Genomic DNA, 15,978 nt, shown 5'->3' on the forward strand with positions numbered 1-15,978 from the left:
CTGCACCGGGAGCCAGCTGCCGTCAGGATGGCTCCATGAATGCCGCCGAGCAGGCCCGATCTCTGGCGCTGGCCCAGGCGATCGCCTCGGTGGCGGTCCTGTTTCGCGGTCACTTCCCTGACGCCCGCGCCAACCTCACGCCCTGGCGGGATGACCCCCTCACCCGCGCCTTCGCCGAGCAGGAAAGCGTTGATCTCTCCTTCCACCTGCCGGGTTGGAGCCCCCGCAGCCAGTGCCGCTCGTTTTTCGTGCAGTTGCAGCTGGATGGGGCCCCGGGTCCAGCGGCCGATGCGCGGCCCCGGCTGCTTGGGGTGGTGATCCGCGGGCTCACCTACGAGAGTGAGCGCTGGCGGTTGGCCACCATGGGCGACTGGCAGCCGTCGGGGAGCCATCTGCCCCAGGCGGAGGTGGCGCAGAAGCTGCAGCAGTTCTGCCGGGAGCTGTTCGATCTCTTCGGCGGCGCCGAGCACGGCGACCAGCCGCTGGCGGCGTAACCCTTCGCAACCTTGGCGCCCGGCCCGGCAAAGGCCGCGCCTAATTTGGCCCTTCGCCCGTGCAGCGCCCCCGTCTGATGGCTGTCGCCCTTGCTTCCCAACTGCGTGAAGGCACCAAGAAAGCCCACACGATGGCGGAGAACACCGGCTTCGTGAGCTGCTTCCTCAAGGGGGTGGTCGATAAGGCCAGTTACCGCACCCTGGTGGCCGACCTCTACTTCGTCTATTCGGCCATGGAGGAGGAGTTCGGCAAGCTCAGGGACCACCCGGTGGTGGGGCCGGTCGGCTTCCCGGAGCTCAACCGCCGCGACAGCCTGGAGCAGGACCTCGCCTTCTATTTCGGCAGCGACTGGCGCAGTGCCGTCCAGCCCACCCCTGGCGCCCAGCAGTACGTCGACCGCCTGCACCAGGTGGCTCGGGAGTGCCCCGAGCTGCTGGTGGGCCACCACTACACCCGCTATATCGGCGACCTCTCCGGCGGTCAGATCCTCAAGAACATCGCCCAGAAGGCGATGAATCTGGGTGAACACGACGGCCTGCGCTTCTACGAATTCGACGCCATTCCCGACGAGAAGGGCTTCAAGGCCAACTACCGCGCCGTGCTCGACAGCCTGCCGATCGATCAGGCCATGGCCGATCGCATCGTGGAGGAGGCCAATCAGGCCTTCCACCTCAACATGGTCATGTTCCAGGAGCTCGAGGGCAACCTGATCGCCGCCATCGGCAAGGTGCTGTTCGGCTTCCTCACCCGCCGCCAGCGGGCCGGCAGCACCGAGGCCGTCGCCGCCTGACTTCGCCCCCCCAGCCCTTGAGGCCCCTTCGCTTTCTGGTTCCCGGCACCACCGGCAGGTTTCGCTGCGGTGGACTGTTGGTGGAGCAGCAGACCGCCCGCCTGTTGGCTGACCTGGTGCCCACCCAGTTGGTCACCTACCGGCAGCGGGAAGCGGACGTGCCCTATCTGGCCGACCTGTTGCGGGCGGAGCCCCTGGGTGCCGCCGCTGCTGATCAGGCCCTTTGGATCGTGAGCTGGGGTTTCGATGTGCCCCGTCAGTTGCGGGCGTTGCGGGGCAGGCCGGCGGCCTATCACGCCCACAGCAGCGGCTATGGCTTTCGGCTGCCCCCCGGGGTGCCGGTGCTGGCGGTGAGCCGCAACACCCTGGGCTACTGGGGCCAGTGGGCCAGCCGCAATCCCCTGTTTCTGGTGCCCAATGCCCTCGGGGCCAGTTGGATCGCCCGGGGAGCTCGCCCCGCCAATCTGGGCGCCCCGCCAGAGCCTGGCGGCCGCTCGATCGATGTGCTGGTGCAACGGCGCAAGTGCAGCGCCTACGTGCTGGAGCAGTTGGTGCCGGCCCTGCGGGCCCGGGGGCTGCGGGTGGAGGTGCAGGACGGCTGGGTGGACGATCTGGTGGGCCTGTTCAACAGCGCCACGGTGGTGCTCTACGACTCGGCCGACCACTGGCGCTGCAGCGGCGTGAGTGAGGGGTTTGGCCTGCCGCCGGTGGAGGCCCTGGCCTGTGGCTGCGTGCTGTTCAGCAGCTTCAACCATGCCCTGGCCGACACCCTCGATCCCGGCGGTCTGGCCCATCAGATCGGGGCGGGCACCCTGGCGGCCGATGTGGAACGGATCACGGCGGCGGTGGCCGATCCGTCTACCTGGCTGCCGCCGCCGCGCCAGCTGGAGGAGCTGCTCGAAGAGCTGAGCGAGCCCCGGTTGCGGGAGCGCTGGCGCCAGGCCCTGGTGGCCATCAACGCCCACTTGGATCGGCTCCAGGGGGGTGACGTGCCGCTGCGAGCTCCTTCCCTGGCCCGGTTGCGGCTGGAGCGCTGGCGGCAGCGGTTGGGCAAGCGGCTTCCCGCTGGACTGGCCCGCCGGCTTGCCTAGGGTCGGCCCCATGAGTGCTTTCCTCGCCGGCCTGAACGACGCCCAGCGCAAGGCGGTGGACCACCACACCGGCCCGCTGCTGGTGGTGGCCGGTGCGGGCAGCGGTAAAACGCGAGCTCTCACCCACCGCATCGCCCACCTGATCGGCCACCACGGCGCCGATCCGGCCCATCTGCTCGCCGTCACATTCACCAACAAGGCGGCCCGCGAGATGAAGGAGCGGCTGGAGCTGCTGCTGGCCCAGAAGCTGGCCCAGAGCCAGTTCGGCCAGCCCTGGAGCACCCTGCCGGCGGTGGAGCAGCGCCAGCTGCGCAGCCGCATCTATCGCGAGGTGATCAAGGAGCTGTGGATCGGCACCTTCCACGCCCTGTTCGCCCGGCTGCTGCGCTTCGATATCGACAAGTTCAAGGATCCCGAAGGGCTCAGCTGGACGCGCCAGTTCTCGATCTACGACGAGAACGACGTACAGAGCCTGATCAAGGAGATCGTGACCCAGGAGCTGCAGCTCGATCCCAAACGCTTTGAGCCCAAGAAGGTGCGCTGGGCCATCAGCAACGCCAAGAACCAGGGCTGGATGCCCGAGCAGCTGGAAGCCGATGCCGGAGGCCAGCGGGGTCGGTTGATGGCGGAGACGTACCGGCGCTATCGGCGCGCCCTGGCTGCCAACAACGCCCTCGATTTCGACGACCTGCTGTTGTTGCCGGTGCAGCTGCTGCGCCAGAACGAGCAGATCCGCGATTACTGGCACCGGCGTTTCCGCCACGTGCTGGTGGATGAATACCAGGACACCAACCGCACCCAGTACGACCTGATCAAGCTGCTGGTCACCAATGGTCGCGATCCGGCCGCCTACGACGACTGGAATGGCCGTTCGGTGTTCGTGGTGGGCGATGCCGACCAGAGCATCTACAGCTTCCGCGCCGCCGACTTCACGATCTTGATGGGCTTTCAGGACGATTTCGGCGACGGTGCCCCCGGCGATGTCACCAACACGATGGTGAAGCTGGAGGAGAACTACCGCTCCACCGCCACGATCCTGGAGGCGGCCAACGCCCTGATTGCCCACAACAGCGAGCGGATCGACAAGGTGCTGCGGCCCACCCGCGGCGAGGGGGAGCTGATCTCCCTCACCCGCTGCGACGACGAGATCGCCGAAGCCGAGGCGGTGGTGCACCGCATGCGCATGCTCGAAGCCGCCCACCCCGATCTCAGCTGGGGCGACATGGCGGTGCTCTATCGCACCAATGCCCAGAGTCGGGCGATGGAGGAGTCGCTGGTGCGCTGGGGCATCCCCTACATCGTGGTGGGAGGGCTGCGCTTCTACGACCGCCGCGAGATCAAGGATGTGCTCGCGTACCTGAAGTTGCTGGTGAATCCCGCCGATACCGTCAGCCTGCTGCGGGTGCTGAACACCCCCAAGCGCGGCATCGGCAAAACCACCATCGAGCGGCTCACCGACGCCTCCAACCAGCTCGGCATTCCCCTCTGGGACGTGGTGAGTGATGCGGAGGCGGTGCGCTCCCTGGGGGGGCGGTCGGCGAAGGGGCTGTTGCAGTTCTGCGAGCTGATCAATGGCCTGCAGGCCTGCGCCCAGGACATCGCCCCGTCCGAGCTGGTGCAGCGGGTGATGGAGCAGAGCGGCTACGTGGCCGAGCTGATCGCCGACGGCACCGATGAAGCGGAAGACCGCCGCCGGAACCTCAACGAACTGGTGAATGCTGCGCTCCAGTACCAGGAGGAGAACGAGGAGGGCTCCCTGGAGGATTTCCTCGCTTCGGCGGCCCTGGCCAGCGACGCCGACAGCAAGGACACCGAGCAGGACCGGGTCACCCTGATGACCCTGCACGCCAGCAAGGGCCTCGAATTTCCGGTGGTCTATCTGGTGGGGATGGAGCAGGGCCTCTTCCCCAGCTACCGCTCCCTGGAAGACCCCTCCGCCCTGGAGGAGGAGCGCCGCCTTTGTTATGTGGGCCTCACCCGGGCCAAGGAGCGCCTGTTCCTCTCCCATGCCAGTGAGCGGCGGCTCTGGGGTGGCATGCGGGAACCGGCGGTGCCGTCGGTGTTTCTCTCCGAACTCCCGAGCGAGCTGGTTCAGGGGGACATTCCCCATAGCGGCGGTGCGGCCATCCGCCGGGAGCAGCGCCTGGATCGCCTCACCCGGGTGGATCGCGAGGATTCACGCCAGGTAGCTGGTGGCGGTGCGGCCGGTGCTCCCGCCAATGCGGTGCGACGGCGGGCGGCGAGCCGGGCCTGGGCGGTGGGGGATCGCCTGCGGCACAGCAGTTTCGGGGAGGGTCAGGTGACCCACCTGTTCGGCAGTGGTGAGAAGGTGTCGATTGCGGTGAAATTCCAGGGGATGGGGCCCAAGATCCTCGACCCCCGTCTGGCCCCGATCGAACCTGTGTGATGCCCTTCGCCGCAGAGGCCTAGGTGGAGATTCCCGGCATCCCCGCCCCCGTGTTGACGGCCCTGGGCGCGGTCCGGACGGGCCGGGTCGCCCTGGTGGGCGGCGCCGTGCGCGATCTGCTGTTGCATCGGGTGCACAACGACCCCTGGCTCGGGGTGCCCGATCTGGATCTGGTGGCGGAGGGTCCGGCCTCCGCTCTGGTGGAGGCGCTGGTGGCGCAGCTGGGGCCGGAGGTGGTGCAGCGCTGCCAGGAGCACGGGGCCTACGGCACGGTGGAGTTGGAACTCAACCTGGCCGGCGAGCTGGTGTTGCTCGATGTGGCCAGGGCCCGGCGAGAGACCTATCCGGTGCCGGCTGAAAACCCCCAGGTGAGCTTTGGCGGCCTGGCCGACGACCTGGCCCGCCGCGACTTCAGCATCAATGCCATGGCCCTGGAGTTGGCCAGTGGCCACCTGCTCGATCCCCACGGAGGGCAGCGGGATCTGGAGCAGCGGCAGCTGCGTTTTCTCCATGACGGCAGCGTTCGCGACGATCCCACCCGCTTGGTGCGCGGTGCCCGCTATGCCGCCCGGCTCGGGCTGGAGCTGGAGCCCGGCAGCGTCGACCAGGCCCGCTCCGCCCTGGCGGTCTGGCCCTGGGGCTGGCGGCCGGGGGATCCGCCGGGGCAGGCACCGGCGGCCCTGGGCACCCGCCTGCGCATGGAGCTGGAGCTGCTGTTGGAGCGGGAGCCCTGGCTGGCGGCGCTCACGGTGTTGCAGGGCTGGGGTGCCCTGGCCCTGCTGGATCCGGTCCTGCAGGCCGATGGGGCCTGGCCGCGGCGCCTGCGCTGGGCCCAGCGGCTGGGGCTGCCCCTGTTGGTGGCGCTGGTGGCCGGGGCCAGGGATCCGCTGGCCTTGGCGGAGCGGCTGCAGCTGCCCCATCGCCAGCATCGGCTTTTGGTGCACTGGTTGGAGCTACGCCGCCGGATCGGGGAGCAGCCCCAGGTCTGCAACCTGACGGTGGAGCAGTGGTGTGCCCTGTTGGAGGCCCCGGGCTGCGGCGTCGAGGCCGTGGCCCTGGCCCTGGCCTGCGACACCGGGCCGCGGCGGCCCCTGCTGCGCTGGTGGCTGCGCTGGCGCCACCTCAAGAGTGAGCAGGCTGCGGCCGACCTGCTGGCCAGTGGGATGGGCCAGGGGCCGGAGCTGGGCCAGCGGCTGCGGGACCTGCGGGCTGAGCGGCTGCGGCGGGAGCGGCTTTAGCGTCAGCCCATGACCGATTCGGTGCCTGATCCCTGCGTCGTGGTGGCCGTGCCGGCCCGGCTGGAATCGGCTCGGCTGCCTGGCAAGTTGCTCGCCGACATCGCCGGTAAGCCCATGCTCCAGCATGTTCTCGAGCGCTGCCGTCAGGCCAGGGGCGTGGCGGCCGTGGTGGTGTGCACCGACAGCGATCAGGTGCGTGCGGGTGCCGCTGCCTGGGGCTTTCCGGTGCTGATGACCTCCCCCAGCTGCCGCTCCGGCAGTGAGCGTCTAGCCAGCGTGGTGGAGCAGCTGGTGGCCATGGCGGGGGGCCTGTCTGCAGACACCCTGGTGATCAACGTCCAGGGGGACCAGCCGCTGCTGGATCCGGGAATCATCGAGGCGATGGTTCACCAGTTCGTGGCCCTGGAGCGGCCGCCGGTGCTGACCCCCGTCTATCCGCTGGCGGCCGACAAGCTGCACGATCCCAACGTGGTGAAGGTGTTGCGGGCCGGCGACGGGCGGGCCATCACCTTCTCCCGCAGTGCCCTGCCCCACCTGCGCGGGGTGCCGCCGGAGCAGTGGGCCGACCACACCACCTACTGGGGCCACGTGGGCCTCTACGGCTACCGGGCCGATGTGCTGGCCGGTTGGATGGCCCTGCCCGTGTCTCCCCTCGAGGATCTCGAGAAGTTGGAGCAGTTGCGCCTGATCGACGCGGGCATTCCCCTGCTCACCTTCGTGGTGGATCAGGACTGCCTCTCGGTGGACACCCCGGAGCAGCTGGAGCAGGCCCGGGCCCTGGCCCAGCCTTAGGCGTTGCCCTCGCGCCAGCCCTGTCGGTTGAGCTGACGCCACAGCCCCCGCTGGTGCAGTAGGGACTCCGCCAATTCCCGCACGGCGCCGTCGCCGCCCCGGCGCCGCAGCACCCAGTCGGCTTGGCGGCGCAGGCCCGCAGCTCCATCGGCAGGGCTGATCAGCAGCCCCGTGGCGGGGCGCACCGTGAGGTCGTTGAGGTCATCGCCGATGAAGGCGGTGTGCTCCCGAGCCAGCTTCAGCGTGCCCTGGAGTTGCTCCAGGGCCGCGAGCTTGTCGCCCACCCCCACCAGGCAGTGGCCCACCTGCAGGTGGCGGGCCCGTTGCTCGATGGCGCCGCTGCGCCCACCACTCAGAAAGGCCACCTCGATGCCGGCCCGTTGCAGCATTCGGATCGCCAGCCCGTCCCGCACGTCGAAGCGCTTCACCACCCGGCCCTGTTCGTCGTAGTGCAGCCCCCCATCGGTGAGCACCCCATCCACATCGCACACCAGCAGGCGGATCTGGCGCAGGCGTGGCCTGAGCAGGCGCCGTTGCAGCCGCGAGCGCAGATGCAACCGGCTCACAGGCTGCTCGCCGCCAGGCCGCCCTCTAGCCCCTGGCGCAGGGCCAGCAGCTGGCGGAGCAGGGCTTCGAGCCGGTGCAAGGGCACCATGTTCGGCCCGTCGCTGAGGGCGTTGTCGGGATCGGGATGGGTTTCCATGAACAGGCCATCCACGCCCACGGCCACCGCGGCCCTGGCGAGCGGTGCCACAAACTCCCGCTGGCCACCGGTGCTGGTGCCGCGCCCTCCCGGCTGCTGCACGGCGTGGGTGGCATCGAAGATCACCGGGCAGCCCAGGGCCTGCATCTGGGGGATGCCGCGGTAGTCCACTACGAGCGTGTTGTAGCCAAAGCTGGAGCCCCGTTCGGTGAGCCAGAGGCGGCCGCTGGCCGGATCCAGGCCGAATTCCGTCATTTTGTTCACCACCTGGGCCATGTCCCAGGGCGCCAGAAATTGCCCCTTCTTGACGTTCACCACCTTGGTGGTGCCGGCCACGGCCTGGGCGGCGGCCTCCAGCAGGTCGGTCTGGCGGCAGAGGAAAGCGGGAATCTGCAGCACGTCCACGGCCTGGGCGGCGGCGGCGGCCTGATGGCTTTCGTGGATGTCGGTGAGCACCGGCACCCCGAAGCTCTGGCCTACCTCCTGCAGGATCGCCAGCCCCTCCTCGGGGCCTGGACCGCGAAAGGATTGGCCCGAGCTGCGGTTGGCCTTGTCGAAGCTGGCCTTGAACACGTAGCGGATGCCCAGCTTCTGGCAGAGCGTGCTCACCTGCTCGGCAACCTGCAGCACCAGATCGCGGTTTTCGATCACGCAGGGCCCGGCGATCAGGGTGAAGGGAATGGCCGTCATGGGCGCTCAGCGGCGGGGCTGGTGGTGAACCCAGCCTGCACCAGATCGTGCAGCCGAAGCAGGCCCATCAGTTGGCGGGGCTGGGTCGGATCCACCACCGGTAGCACCGAAATCGCCTGGCGGGGATTGCGTTCCATCAGTTCCAAGGCCGCGACGGCCAGGGTGTCGGGCGCCACGGTGATCGGGTTGGCGGTGGCCATGGCGCCGGCGCGCAGGGCGGCCCAGCTGTCGGGGGGATGGCGTTGCAGGGTTCGGCGCAGGTCCCCGTCAGTGATCAGCCCGGCCAGCTCGGCGGGGTTGTCGGCGGCCTGCACCCAGGCGGCCCCAAGGCTGCCCTTGCCGTTGCTGCCCTCGGTGAGACGACCGATCACCTCAGCTAGGGGCGCCTCGGGGGACAGACCCTCCAGATCGCTGGCCGGCACCATCAAATCGGCCACGGTGAGGGTGAGCTGGCGGCCCAGGGATCCGGCCGGGTGGTTGATGGCGAAGTCCTCCGGTGAGATGCCGGCCCGCTCCATCCACACCGCCGCCAGGGCATCGCCGATCGCCATCGCCACCGCCGTGCTGGCGGTGGGGGCCAGGTTGAGCGGGCAGACCTCCCGATCCACCGCCCCATCCAGCACCACGTCGCAGCCTTGCGCCAGGCTGGAGACCAGGCGTCCCACCAGGGCGATGCGGGCGGTGCCGCGGCGGCGCAGGTGGGGAAGGATGGCGAGGAGCTCCTCGGTTTCGCCGCTGTTCGAGAGCAGCAGGGCCACGTCGTCGGCCGCCACGATGCCCAGGTCGCCGTGCAGGGCGTCGACGGGGTTGAGAAACACGGCCGTCAGGCCGATTGAAGAGAAGGTGGCGGCGATCTTGCGGGCGACGATGCCGCTCTTGCCCACGCCGGTCAGTACCAATTTGGCGCGTCGTTGCCGGCAGCCTTCGAGCAGGTCCAGGGCCGCCTCCACCTGGGTGCTGCTGAGGCGCTGGGCGGCGGCGGCGATGGCAGCAGCCTCTTCCTCCAGGCAGCGGGTGAGGGCAGACAAGACGCCGGGATCAGCAGTGGAGCCATTCTCCCTGCCGGTTCGCTGCAGCGAGATTTAGGTGTGCACTTGGCCGATCAGGGTCGCTTTGGAGAATCCGGCCTGTTGCAGGTCGGCGAGGGCGGCGTCGCATTGATCGGCGGGAATGGCCGCCAGCAGGGGGCCGCAGGTCTGGGGGTCGATCAGCAGGCCCCGGCGGGCGGCGTCGGCCGGGCCATCGAGCTCGATCCGCTTCCCCAGCAGGGCGAGGGCGCTGGCGTTGGAGGGGGCCAGGCTGCTGGCCCAGCCCTGCTCCAGCAGGGGCAGGGCCCCGGCGAGGGCCGGGATTGCGGCGGCTTTCAACGTGACGCGCCGGGGGGCGGGGCTGGCGGCCAGCATCTCGCCCAGGTGGCCGAGTAACCCGAAGCCGGTCACATCGGTGCAGGCCCGGCAGCCATGGCGGGCCAGGAGCTCCACCAGGGCCGCCTGGCTTCGTTGCATCTCAAGCAGGGCAGCGTCGATCCAGGCGGGCTCGGCGCTGCCCGCCATGGCGGCGGCAAACAGCACGCCGCTGCCGATCGGCCGGCTCAGCAGCAGGCCATCGCCCGGCCGCAACGGCCCCTTGGCCCAGGGCACCCCGGCGGCCGTGCAGCCATTCACGTTCAACACCAGGCTCAGGCCACCCGGAAGCCCCGAAGGGCCGTGGCTGTCACGGGCCTCCAAGGTGTGGCCGCCGATGAGCCGCGCACCCAGGGGTTCCAGCACCGATTGGATTCCGGCCAGGGTGTCGCTGAGCAGGTCGGCCTGGATCCGCTCCCCCAGCTCGGGCAGGGTGACCACGGCTTGCACGGTTGTCACCCGGGCGCCGCAGGCCCAGAGGTCGCTGCAGGCGTGCAGGGTGGTGAGCCGCGCATTCAGCCAGGCGTCATCCACCAGCGCGGGGAAGCCATCCACGCTCTGCAGCAGGTGCCTGCCTTCCAGGGTGTGGCCGATCACGGCGGCGTCCTCAGCGCTCCCCGGGGTGCTCCCGCCCAGACCGTTGCGCGCCAGGGCGTCCTGGAGGGGGCTGGCGGCCAGCTTGGCGGCGCAGCCGCGGCAGGCCATGGGGGTGACTTTGCCTCGTTCCATCGCCTGGAGGCCGCTGAAGCGGTCCATGAAGCGTTGATCGAGGTGGTGCTTCCAGCGCCAGAGCAGCCGGCTGGGCCCGAAGGCCCAGGGCCCCCAGAAGGCGACCGCCTGGGGCTTCTGCCGCAGGCTTCCGCCATCGCCCAGCAGCTGCAGGGCCCAGCGTTGGGCCCGCCAGGACCGCAGCGGGCGGCCCATCACGGCGGCGCTCAGGTTGTGGGCCAGGGTCGGGGCGCAGCGCACGGCCCACACGCCCGAGGGGGGGCGGGGCTGGTCGGCGAGGACGCCGCAGTCGCCGCTGGCGAACAGTCCTGGATGGTTCAGCACTTCCAGGCTGGCCCCTGTGAGCAGCCGCCCCCGGGCATCGCTGGGCAGTCCGCTGGCGGCAAGCCAACGGGGGGCACGGCTGCCGGTGCAGGCCAGGTCGGCCCCCGCACCTTCGGGGCTGTGTGTCTGGAGCGTGATGCCGGCGGCCTGGAGCAACCGTTCGCCCAGCCGGTTGGCCGCTGCCGAGCCCAGATGGAGCGCGCTGCCCCGCAATCGCAGCTCCGGTTGCAGCCCCCGGGCCCGCAGGGCCAGGGCCACCTCCACGGCCGCCGCGCCACCGCCCCGGATTCGGATTCCGCCCTGGTGCTGCTGTCCGCACCACTGCAGGAACGGCTCCAGGGGCTTGATGGCCATCGCCCCTTCCTCGATGTCGATGGTTTCGGCCCCCACATCGAGGCTGAGCCAGTCCCAGCCCAGCCTGGGCCGTCCTTTCAGCTGCAGCTCCCGGGCCTGGGGATCGAGGCCCGTGATCTCCGCCTGCACGAAGGTCACCCCGGCCAGCCGGCAGAGGCGGCGCAGGTCGATGCTGCAGGCCCGGATGTCGTACAGACCGGCCACCAGCCCCGGCACCATGCCCGAATAAAGGGCCGTGCTGTGGCGACTCACCAGGGTGATTCGGGCCGGTGGGCGTCGACCGGGCCCACCCCGTGCCATCGCCCACATTCGCAGCACGAGGGCATGGCTGTGGCCGCCACCGGCCAGCACCAGCCTGCCTTCAGTGGCCATAGCCGTGGGGATTGGCCTGTTGCCAGCACCAGCCGTCGCGACACATGTCGGCCAGCCCGCGGCGGGTGCGCCAGCCCAGCCGTTCGGCGGCCAGGCGCGGATCGGCCACCGTGCTGGCGGCATCGCCGTCGCGCCGGGCGACGATCTGGAAGGGCACCGGGCGACCACTGGCGGCTTCAAACGCCCGCACCACATCGAGTACGGAGTGGCCCTCGCCGCTGCCCAGGTTGAGGGTGAGCAGCTGGGGCGGCTCCGCGAGCAGCACATCGAGGGCGGCCCGGTGCCCCTCGGCCAGATCCATCACGTGGATGTAGTCGCGGATGCCGCTGCCATCGGGGGTAGGCCAGTCGCCACCGAACACCTGCAGCTCCGCCCGCCGCCCCACCGCCACCTGGCTCACGAAGGGGAACAGGTTGTTGGGGACGCCGCTGGGGTCTTCGCCGATGCGCCCACTGGGGTGGGCCCCCACGGGGTTGAAGTAGCGCAGTCGGGCGATGCGCCAACCGGGCTCACTGGCGGCCAGATCGTCCAGCAGCTGCTCCACGGCGGCCTTGCTGTGGCCGTAGGGGTTGATTGGCTGGATCGGGGCCGTCTCGGGGATCGGCACCACTTCGGGGTAGCCGTAAAGGGTGGCGCTGCTGCTGAACACCAGGGTGCGGCAGCCGTGGGCCTGCATGGCTGCCAGCAGCTGGCGTGAGCCCGCCAGGTTCACATCCCAGTAGCGCAGCGGCTCGCGCACCGATTCCCCCACCGCCTTGAGCCCGGCGAAGTGGATCACCGCCGCCACGGGCTGGTCGCCGGGGGCCGCGGCGAAGGTGCGATCCAGATCGGCTGCCGAGCGGATGTCGCCCTCCACAACCGTCAACCGCTGGGCGGCTTCAGGGCCGGCCAGCTCCTGCACCCGCCGCAGGGCTTCCGGGGCGCTGTTGGAGAAATTGTCGAGCACCACCAGGTTGTGGCCGGCCTCCAGCAACACCAGGGCGGTGTGGCTGCCGATGAAGCCGGCGCCTCCCGTAATCAGCAGTTGGGCCAAGCGGGTCATCCATGCTTCCGGAATAGTCTCTCCCTCTGGGCTTGCCCCGTTCCATGGCGTCACCAACCATCCGCAGCATTTGCTGCATCGGCGCGGGCTACGTGGGTGGGCCGACGATGGCGGTGATTGCCGACCGCTGCCCTGAGCTCCAGGTGACGGTGGTTGATCTGAATGCCGAGCGGATCGCCGCCTGGAACGATCCCGACCTCAGCCAGCTGCCCGTCTACGAGCCGGGACTCGATGCGGTGGTGGGCCGCTGCCGGGGCCGCAATCTGCACTTTTCCACGGCGGTGGAGGAGGCGATCGCGGCGGCCGACATGGTGTTCCTGTCGGTGAACACCCCCACCAAAACCAAGGGCCTGGGGGCCGGCCAGGCCAGCGATCTCAAGTGGGTGGAAGCCAGTGCCCGCACCGTGGCCCAGGCGGCCCAGGGCCACACGATCGTGGTGGAGAAGAGCACCCTGCCGGTGCGCACGGCTGCGGCGGTGAAGGCGATTCTGGATGCGGGGCCGGCGGGCAAGAGTTTCGCGGTGCTCTCCAACCCCGAATTCCTGGCGGAGGGTACGGCGATTGCGGATCTGGAGGCTCCTGATCGGGTGCTGATCGGCGGGGAGGACCCCGAGGCGATCGCGGCCCTGGCGGGCATCTACGGCCAGTGGGTGGAGCCCCAGAAAATCCTGCGCACTAATCTCTGGAGCAGTGAGCTCTCCAAGCTCACGGCCAATGCCTTTCTGGCCCAGCGGATCAGCTCGATCAACAGCATTGCCGCCTTCTGCGAGGCCACGGGGGCGGATGTGCGGGAGGTGGCCCGGGCGATCGGGGCCGACAGCCGCATCGGGCCGAAGTTTCTGCAGGCGGGGCCGGGGTTTGGGGGCAGTTGCTTCCAGAAGGACATCCTGAATCTGGTGTACCTGTGCCGCCACTACGGCCTGGAGGAGGTGGCGGCCTACTGGGAGCAGGTGGTGACGCTCAACACCTGGCAGCAGCACCGCATTGCCAAGTTGGTGGTGAACAAGCTGTTCGGCACGGTGAGCGGTAAGCGGATCGGGATCCTTGGCTTTGCCTTCAAGGCCGATACCAACGACACCCGTGAATCGCCGGCGATCCGCATCTGCCGGGATCTGCTGGAGGAGGGGGCGGTGTTGGCGATCGTGGATCCCAAGGTGAGCGAGGGGCAGATGGCTCGCGACCTGGGCCAGCCGGCAGGTGCGGCCAGTGGCGAACACGCAGCCGAGGGGAGCTGGCACGCTGTGAGCGATGTGCAGCAGGCGGCCAGCGGTGCCGATGCCCTGCTGCTGCTCACGGAGTGGCAACAGTTTGCCGCGATCGATTGGCCGGCAGTGGCGGCGCTGATGCGCCAGCCGGCCTGGCTGTTTGATGCCCGGGCCAGGGCGGACGCCGGCGCTGCCCGCGCCGCGGGTCTGCAGGTGTGGACCGTGGGGGAGGGCTGAGTCATGCCCGTTTCTCTCCCCCGCAACCTGGTCACCGGCGGCGCCGGCTTCGTGGGGTCGCACCTGGTGGACCGGCTGATGGCGGCCGGCGAGGAGGTGCTCTGCCTCGACAACTACTTCACCGGCCGCAAGGCCAACGTGGAGCAGTGGATCGGCCATCCGCGCTTTGAGCTGATCCGCCACGATGTCACCGAGCCGATCAAGCTCGAGGTGGATCGGATCTGGCACCTCGCCTGCCCGGCCTCACCGGTGCACTACCAGCACAACCCGATCAAGACCGCCAAAACCAGCTTCCTGGGCACCTACAACATGCTCGGCCTGGCCCGGCGGGTGGGGGCGCGGTTGCTGCTGGCCAGCACCAGTGAGGTGTATGGCGATCCGGAGGTGCATCCCCAGCCCGAGAGCTACCGGGGTTGCGTCAACACCATTGGATTGCGCAGCTGCTATGACGAGGGCAAGCGCATCGCCGAGACGCTGTGCTTCGACTACCGGCGCATGCACGGCACCGAGATCCGGGTGGCGCGGATCTTCAACACCTACGGGCCGCGGATGCTGCCCGACGACGGCCGGGTGGTGAGCAACTTCATTGTTCAGGCGTTGCGCGGTGAACCGCTCACCCTCTATGGCACCGGCAGTCAAACCCGCTCGTTTTGCTACGTGGACGATCTGGTGGAGGGTCTGATCCGGCTGATGAATGGGGCCCACACCGGCCCGATCAACATTGGCAACCCGGGCGAATTCACCATCCGCCAGCTGGCGGAGCTGGTGCGCGAGCGGATCAACCCCGAGCTGCCGCTGATCGAACAACCCCTGCCGGCGGATGATCCGCTGCAACGCCAACCGGTGATCGCGCTGGCGCAGCAGGAGCTGGGCTGGCAGCCCACGGTGCCGCTGGAGCAGGGGCTGGAGCCCACCATCGCCTTCTTCCGCGAGGCGCTCAGCTGAATGCCGAAGGACCCCTCCCCCCAGCTGCCCTCCCTGATTCCGTACAGCTTGACCAGAACTCAGCCCAGGCTCCTGTGGAGTGATCAAGCCGCTCCCCCCGCCCGCTGCCCATGACCATTTTCGTCACGGGTGCCGCGGGCTTCATCGGTGCGGCCGTGTGCGAGCGCCTGTTGGCCCGCGGCGAGCGGGTGGTGGGGTTGGACAACTTCAATCCCTACTACGACCCTGTGTTGAAGCGGGCGCGGATCGCCCAGCTGCAGCCAACGCAGTCCCGCACCGGCGGTGCTTCCTGGACGCTGATTGAGGCCGATCTGGAGGATCGGGCGGCGGTGGAGGCCGTCTTCGCCCAGCACAAGCCCACCAGGGTGATCCACCTGGCCGCCCAGGCGGGGGTGCGCTATTCGCTGGAGAATCCGGCGGCCTACATCCAGAGCAATCTGGTGGGGTTTGGCCACATCCTTGAGGGCTGCCGCCACCACGATGTGGAGCATCTGGTGTACGCCTCCAGTAGCTCGGTGTACGGCGGCAATACCAACCTGCCGTTCACGGAGCACCAGCCGGTGAACCACCCGGTGAGCCTGTATGCGGCCACCAAAAAGGCCAACGAACTGATGGCCCACACCTACAGCCACCTCTACGGGCTACCGGCCACCGGCCTGCGCTTCTTCACGGTGTACGGCCCCTGGGGCCGGCCCGACATGGCGCCGATGCTGTTCGCCAAAGCGATCCTGGCCGGCGAGCCGATCCGGGTGTTCAACCAGGGCCGCATGCGCCGGGATTTCACCTACATCGATGACATCGTCTCCGGGGTGATCGCCTGCGCCGACCGGCCCGCCACCCCCAATCCCGCCTTCGATGCCTCGGTGCCCGATCCAGCCACCAGCTGGGCCCCGCACCGGGTGTTCAACATCGGCAACAGCGAGCCGGTGGAGCTGCTGCACTTCATCGACGTGCTGGAGCAGGCCCTGGGCCGGCGGGCGATCCGGGATCTGCAACCGATGCAGCCCGGTGATGTGGAGGCCACCGCCGCTGACACGGCCCTGCTGGAGGCCTGGGTGGGCTTTCGGCCCGCGACGTCGATCGAGGTGGGGGTGGAGCGCTTCGCCCGCTGGTACCGCGCCACCTACGCCGCCAGTTCCGCCTGAGCGCCGGCAGGCAGAC

Annotated in this window: 14 protein-coding genes; 9 read left to right on the top strand and 5 right to left on the bottom strand. The window is 69.4% G+C overall.

Annotation, left to right across the window (positions count from 1 at the left end; genetic code table 11):
- Positions 1-35: 35 nt before the first annotated feature.
- The 6 genes from H6G16_RS01805 to kdsB all read left to right on the top strand — a co-directional run bounded on the left by H6G16_RS01805 (position 36) and on the right by kdsB (position 6,813).
- The gene (locus H6G16_RS01805) at positions 36-494 is read left to right on the top strand and encodes a hypothetical protein (protein WP_190388626.1); all 459 of its coding nucleotides are present in this window, start codon (positions 36-38) and stop codon (positions 492-494) included.
- Positions 495-571: 77 nt separating this feature from the next.
- Positions 572-1,285, top strand: a complete 714-nt coding sequence (locus H6G16_RS01810) for a heme oxygenase (biliverdin-producing) (protein WP_190388627.1) — start codon at positions 572-574, stop codon at positions 1,283-1,285.
- Between the two features lie 17 nt (positions 1,286-1,302).
- A complete protein-coding gene (locus H6G16_RS01815; protein WP_190388628.1) occupies positions 1,303-2,376 on the top strand; it encodes a glycosyltransferase family 1 protein in 1,074 nt (357 codons plus the stop codon).
- Positions 2,377-2,386: 10 nt separating this feature from the next.
- On the top strand, positions 2,387-4,783 hold the full coding sequence (locus tag H6G16_RS01820; RefSeq protein ID WP_190388629.1) for a UvrD-helicase domain-containing protein: 2,397 nt from the start codon (positions 2,387-2,389) through the stop codon (positions 4,781-4,783).
- A gap of 23 nt (positions 4,784-4,806) precedes the next feature.
- The gene (locus H6G16_RS01825) at positions 4,807-6,021 is read left to right on the top strand and encodes a CCA tRNA nucleotidyltransferase (protein ID WP_190388630.1); all 1,215 of its coding nucleotides are present in this window, start codon (positions 4,807-4,809) and stop codon (positions 6,019-6,021) included.
- A gap of 9 nt (positions 6,022-6,030) precedes the next feature.
- The gene (gene kdsB, locus H6G16_RS01830) at positions 6,031-6,813 is read left to right on the top strand and encodes a 3-deoxy-manno-octulosonate cytidylyltransferase (protein WP_190388631.1); all 783 of its coding nucleotides are present in this window, start codon (positions 6,031-6,033) and stop codon (positions 6,811-6,813) included.
- On the opposite strand, the gene H6G16_RS01835 is transcribed toward kdsB, so the two are convergent.
- From H6G16_RS01835 to galE, 5 genes are read right to left on the bottom strand one after another with little or no spacing between them, the layout of a single operon-like run.
- Positions 6,810-7,370: a phosphatase gene (locus H6G16_RS01835; protein ID WP_190388733.1), complete on the bottom strand. Its 561-nt coding sequence runs from the start codon at positions 7,368-7,370 to the stop codon at positions 6,810-6,812. The two genes, kdsB and H6G16_RS01835, sit on opposite strands and share 4 nt — an antisense overlap.
- Before the next feature lie 5 nt (positions 7,371-7,375).
- On the bottom strand, positions 7,376-8,206 hold the full coding sequence (kdsA, locus tag H6G16_RS01840) for a 3-deoxy-8-phosphooctulonate synthase (RefSeq protein ID WP_190388632.1): 831 nt from the start codon (positions 8,204-8,206) through the stop codon (positions 7,376-7,378).
- A complete protein-coding gene (locus H6G16_RS01845; protein WP_190388633.1) occupies positions 8,203-9,234 on the bottom strand; it encodes a KpsF/GutQ family sugar-phosphate isomerase in 1,032 nt (343 codons plus the stop codon). Before H6G16_RS01845 ends, kdsA begins: the two co-directional genes overlap by 4 nt.
- Before the next feature lie 54 nt (positions 9,235-9,288).
- Complete coding sequence (gene selD / locus H6G16_RS01850) at positions 9,289-11,388, bottom strand: selenide, water dikinase SelD (protein WP_190388634.1); 2,100 nt, start codon at positions 11,386-11,388, stop codon at positions 9,289-9,291.
- On the bottom strand, positions 11,378-12,421 hold the full coding sequence (galE, locus tag H6G16_RS01855) for a UDP-glucose 4-epimerase GalE (RefSeq protein WP_190388734.1): 1,044 nt from the start codon (positions 12,419-12,421) through the stop codon (positions 11,378-11,380). The genes selD and galE overlap by 11 nt, the downstream gene beginning before the upstream one ends.
- A gap of 53 nt (positions 12,422-12,474) precedes the next feature.
- Here galE and H6G16_RS01860 point away from each other — a divergent pair, with 53 nt between their 5' ends.
- The 3 genes from H6G16_RS01860 to H6G16_RS01870 all read left to right on the top strand — a co-directional run bounded on the left by H6G16_RS01860 (position 12,475) and on the right by H6G16_RS01870 (position 15,962).
- Complete coding sequence (locus H6G16_RS01860) at positions 12,475-13,872, top strand: nucleotide sugar dehydrogenase (RefSeq protein WP_190388635.1); 1,398 nt, start codon at positions 12,475-12,477, stop codon at positions 13,870-13,872.
- 3 nt (positions 13,873-13,875) lie between these two features.
- Positions 13,876-14,817 (top strand): UDP-glucuronic acid decarboxylase family protein, encoded by a 942-nt coding sequence (locus H6G16_RS01865; protein ID WP_190388636.1) that lies wholly within the window; start codon positions 13,876-13,878, stop codon positions 14,815-14,817.
- Positions 14,818-14,921: 104 nt separating this feature from the next.
- Positions 14,922-15,962, top strand: a complete 1,041-nt coding sequence (locus tag H6G16_RS01870; protein WP_277874964.1) for an NAD-dependent epimerase — start codon at positions 14,922-14,924, stop codon at positions 15,960-15,962.
- The last annotated feature ends 16 nt before the right edge of the window (positions 15,963-15,978 follow it).

This window comes from Cyanobium sp. FACHB-13342, assembly GCF_014697415.1.
GTDB lineage: Bacteria > Cyanobacteriota > Cyanobacteriia > PCC-6307 > Cyanobiaceae > Cyanobium_A.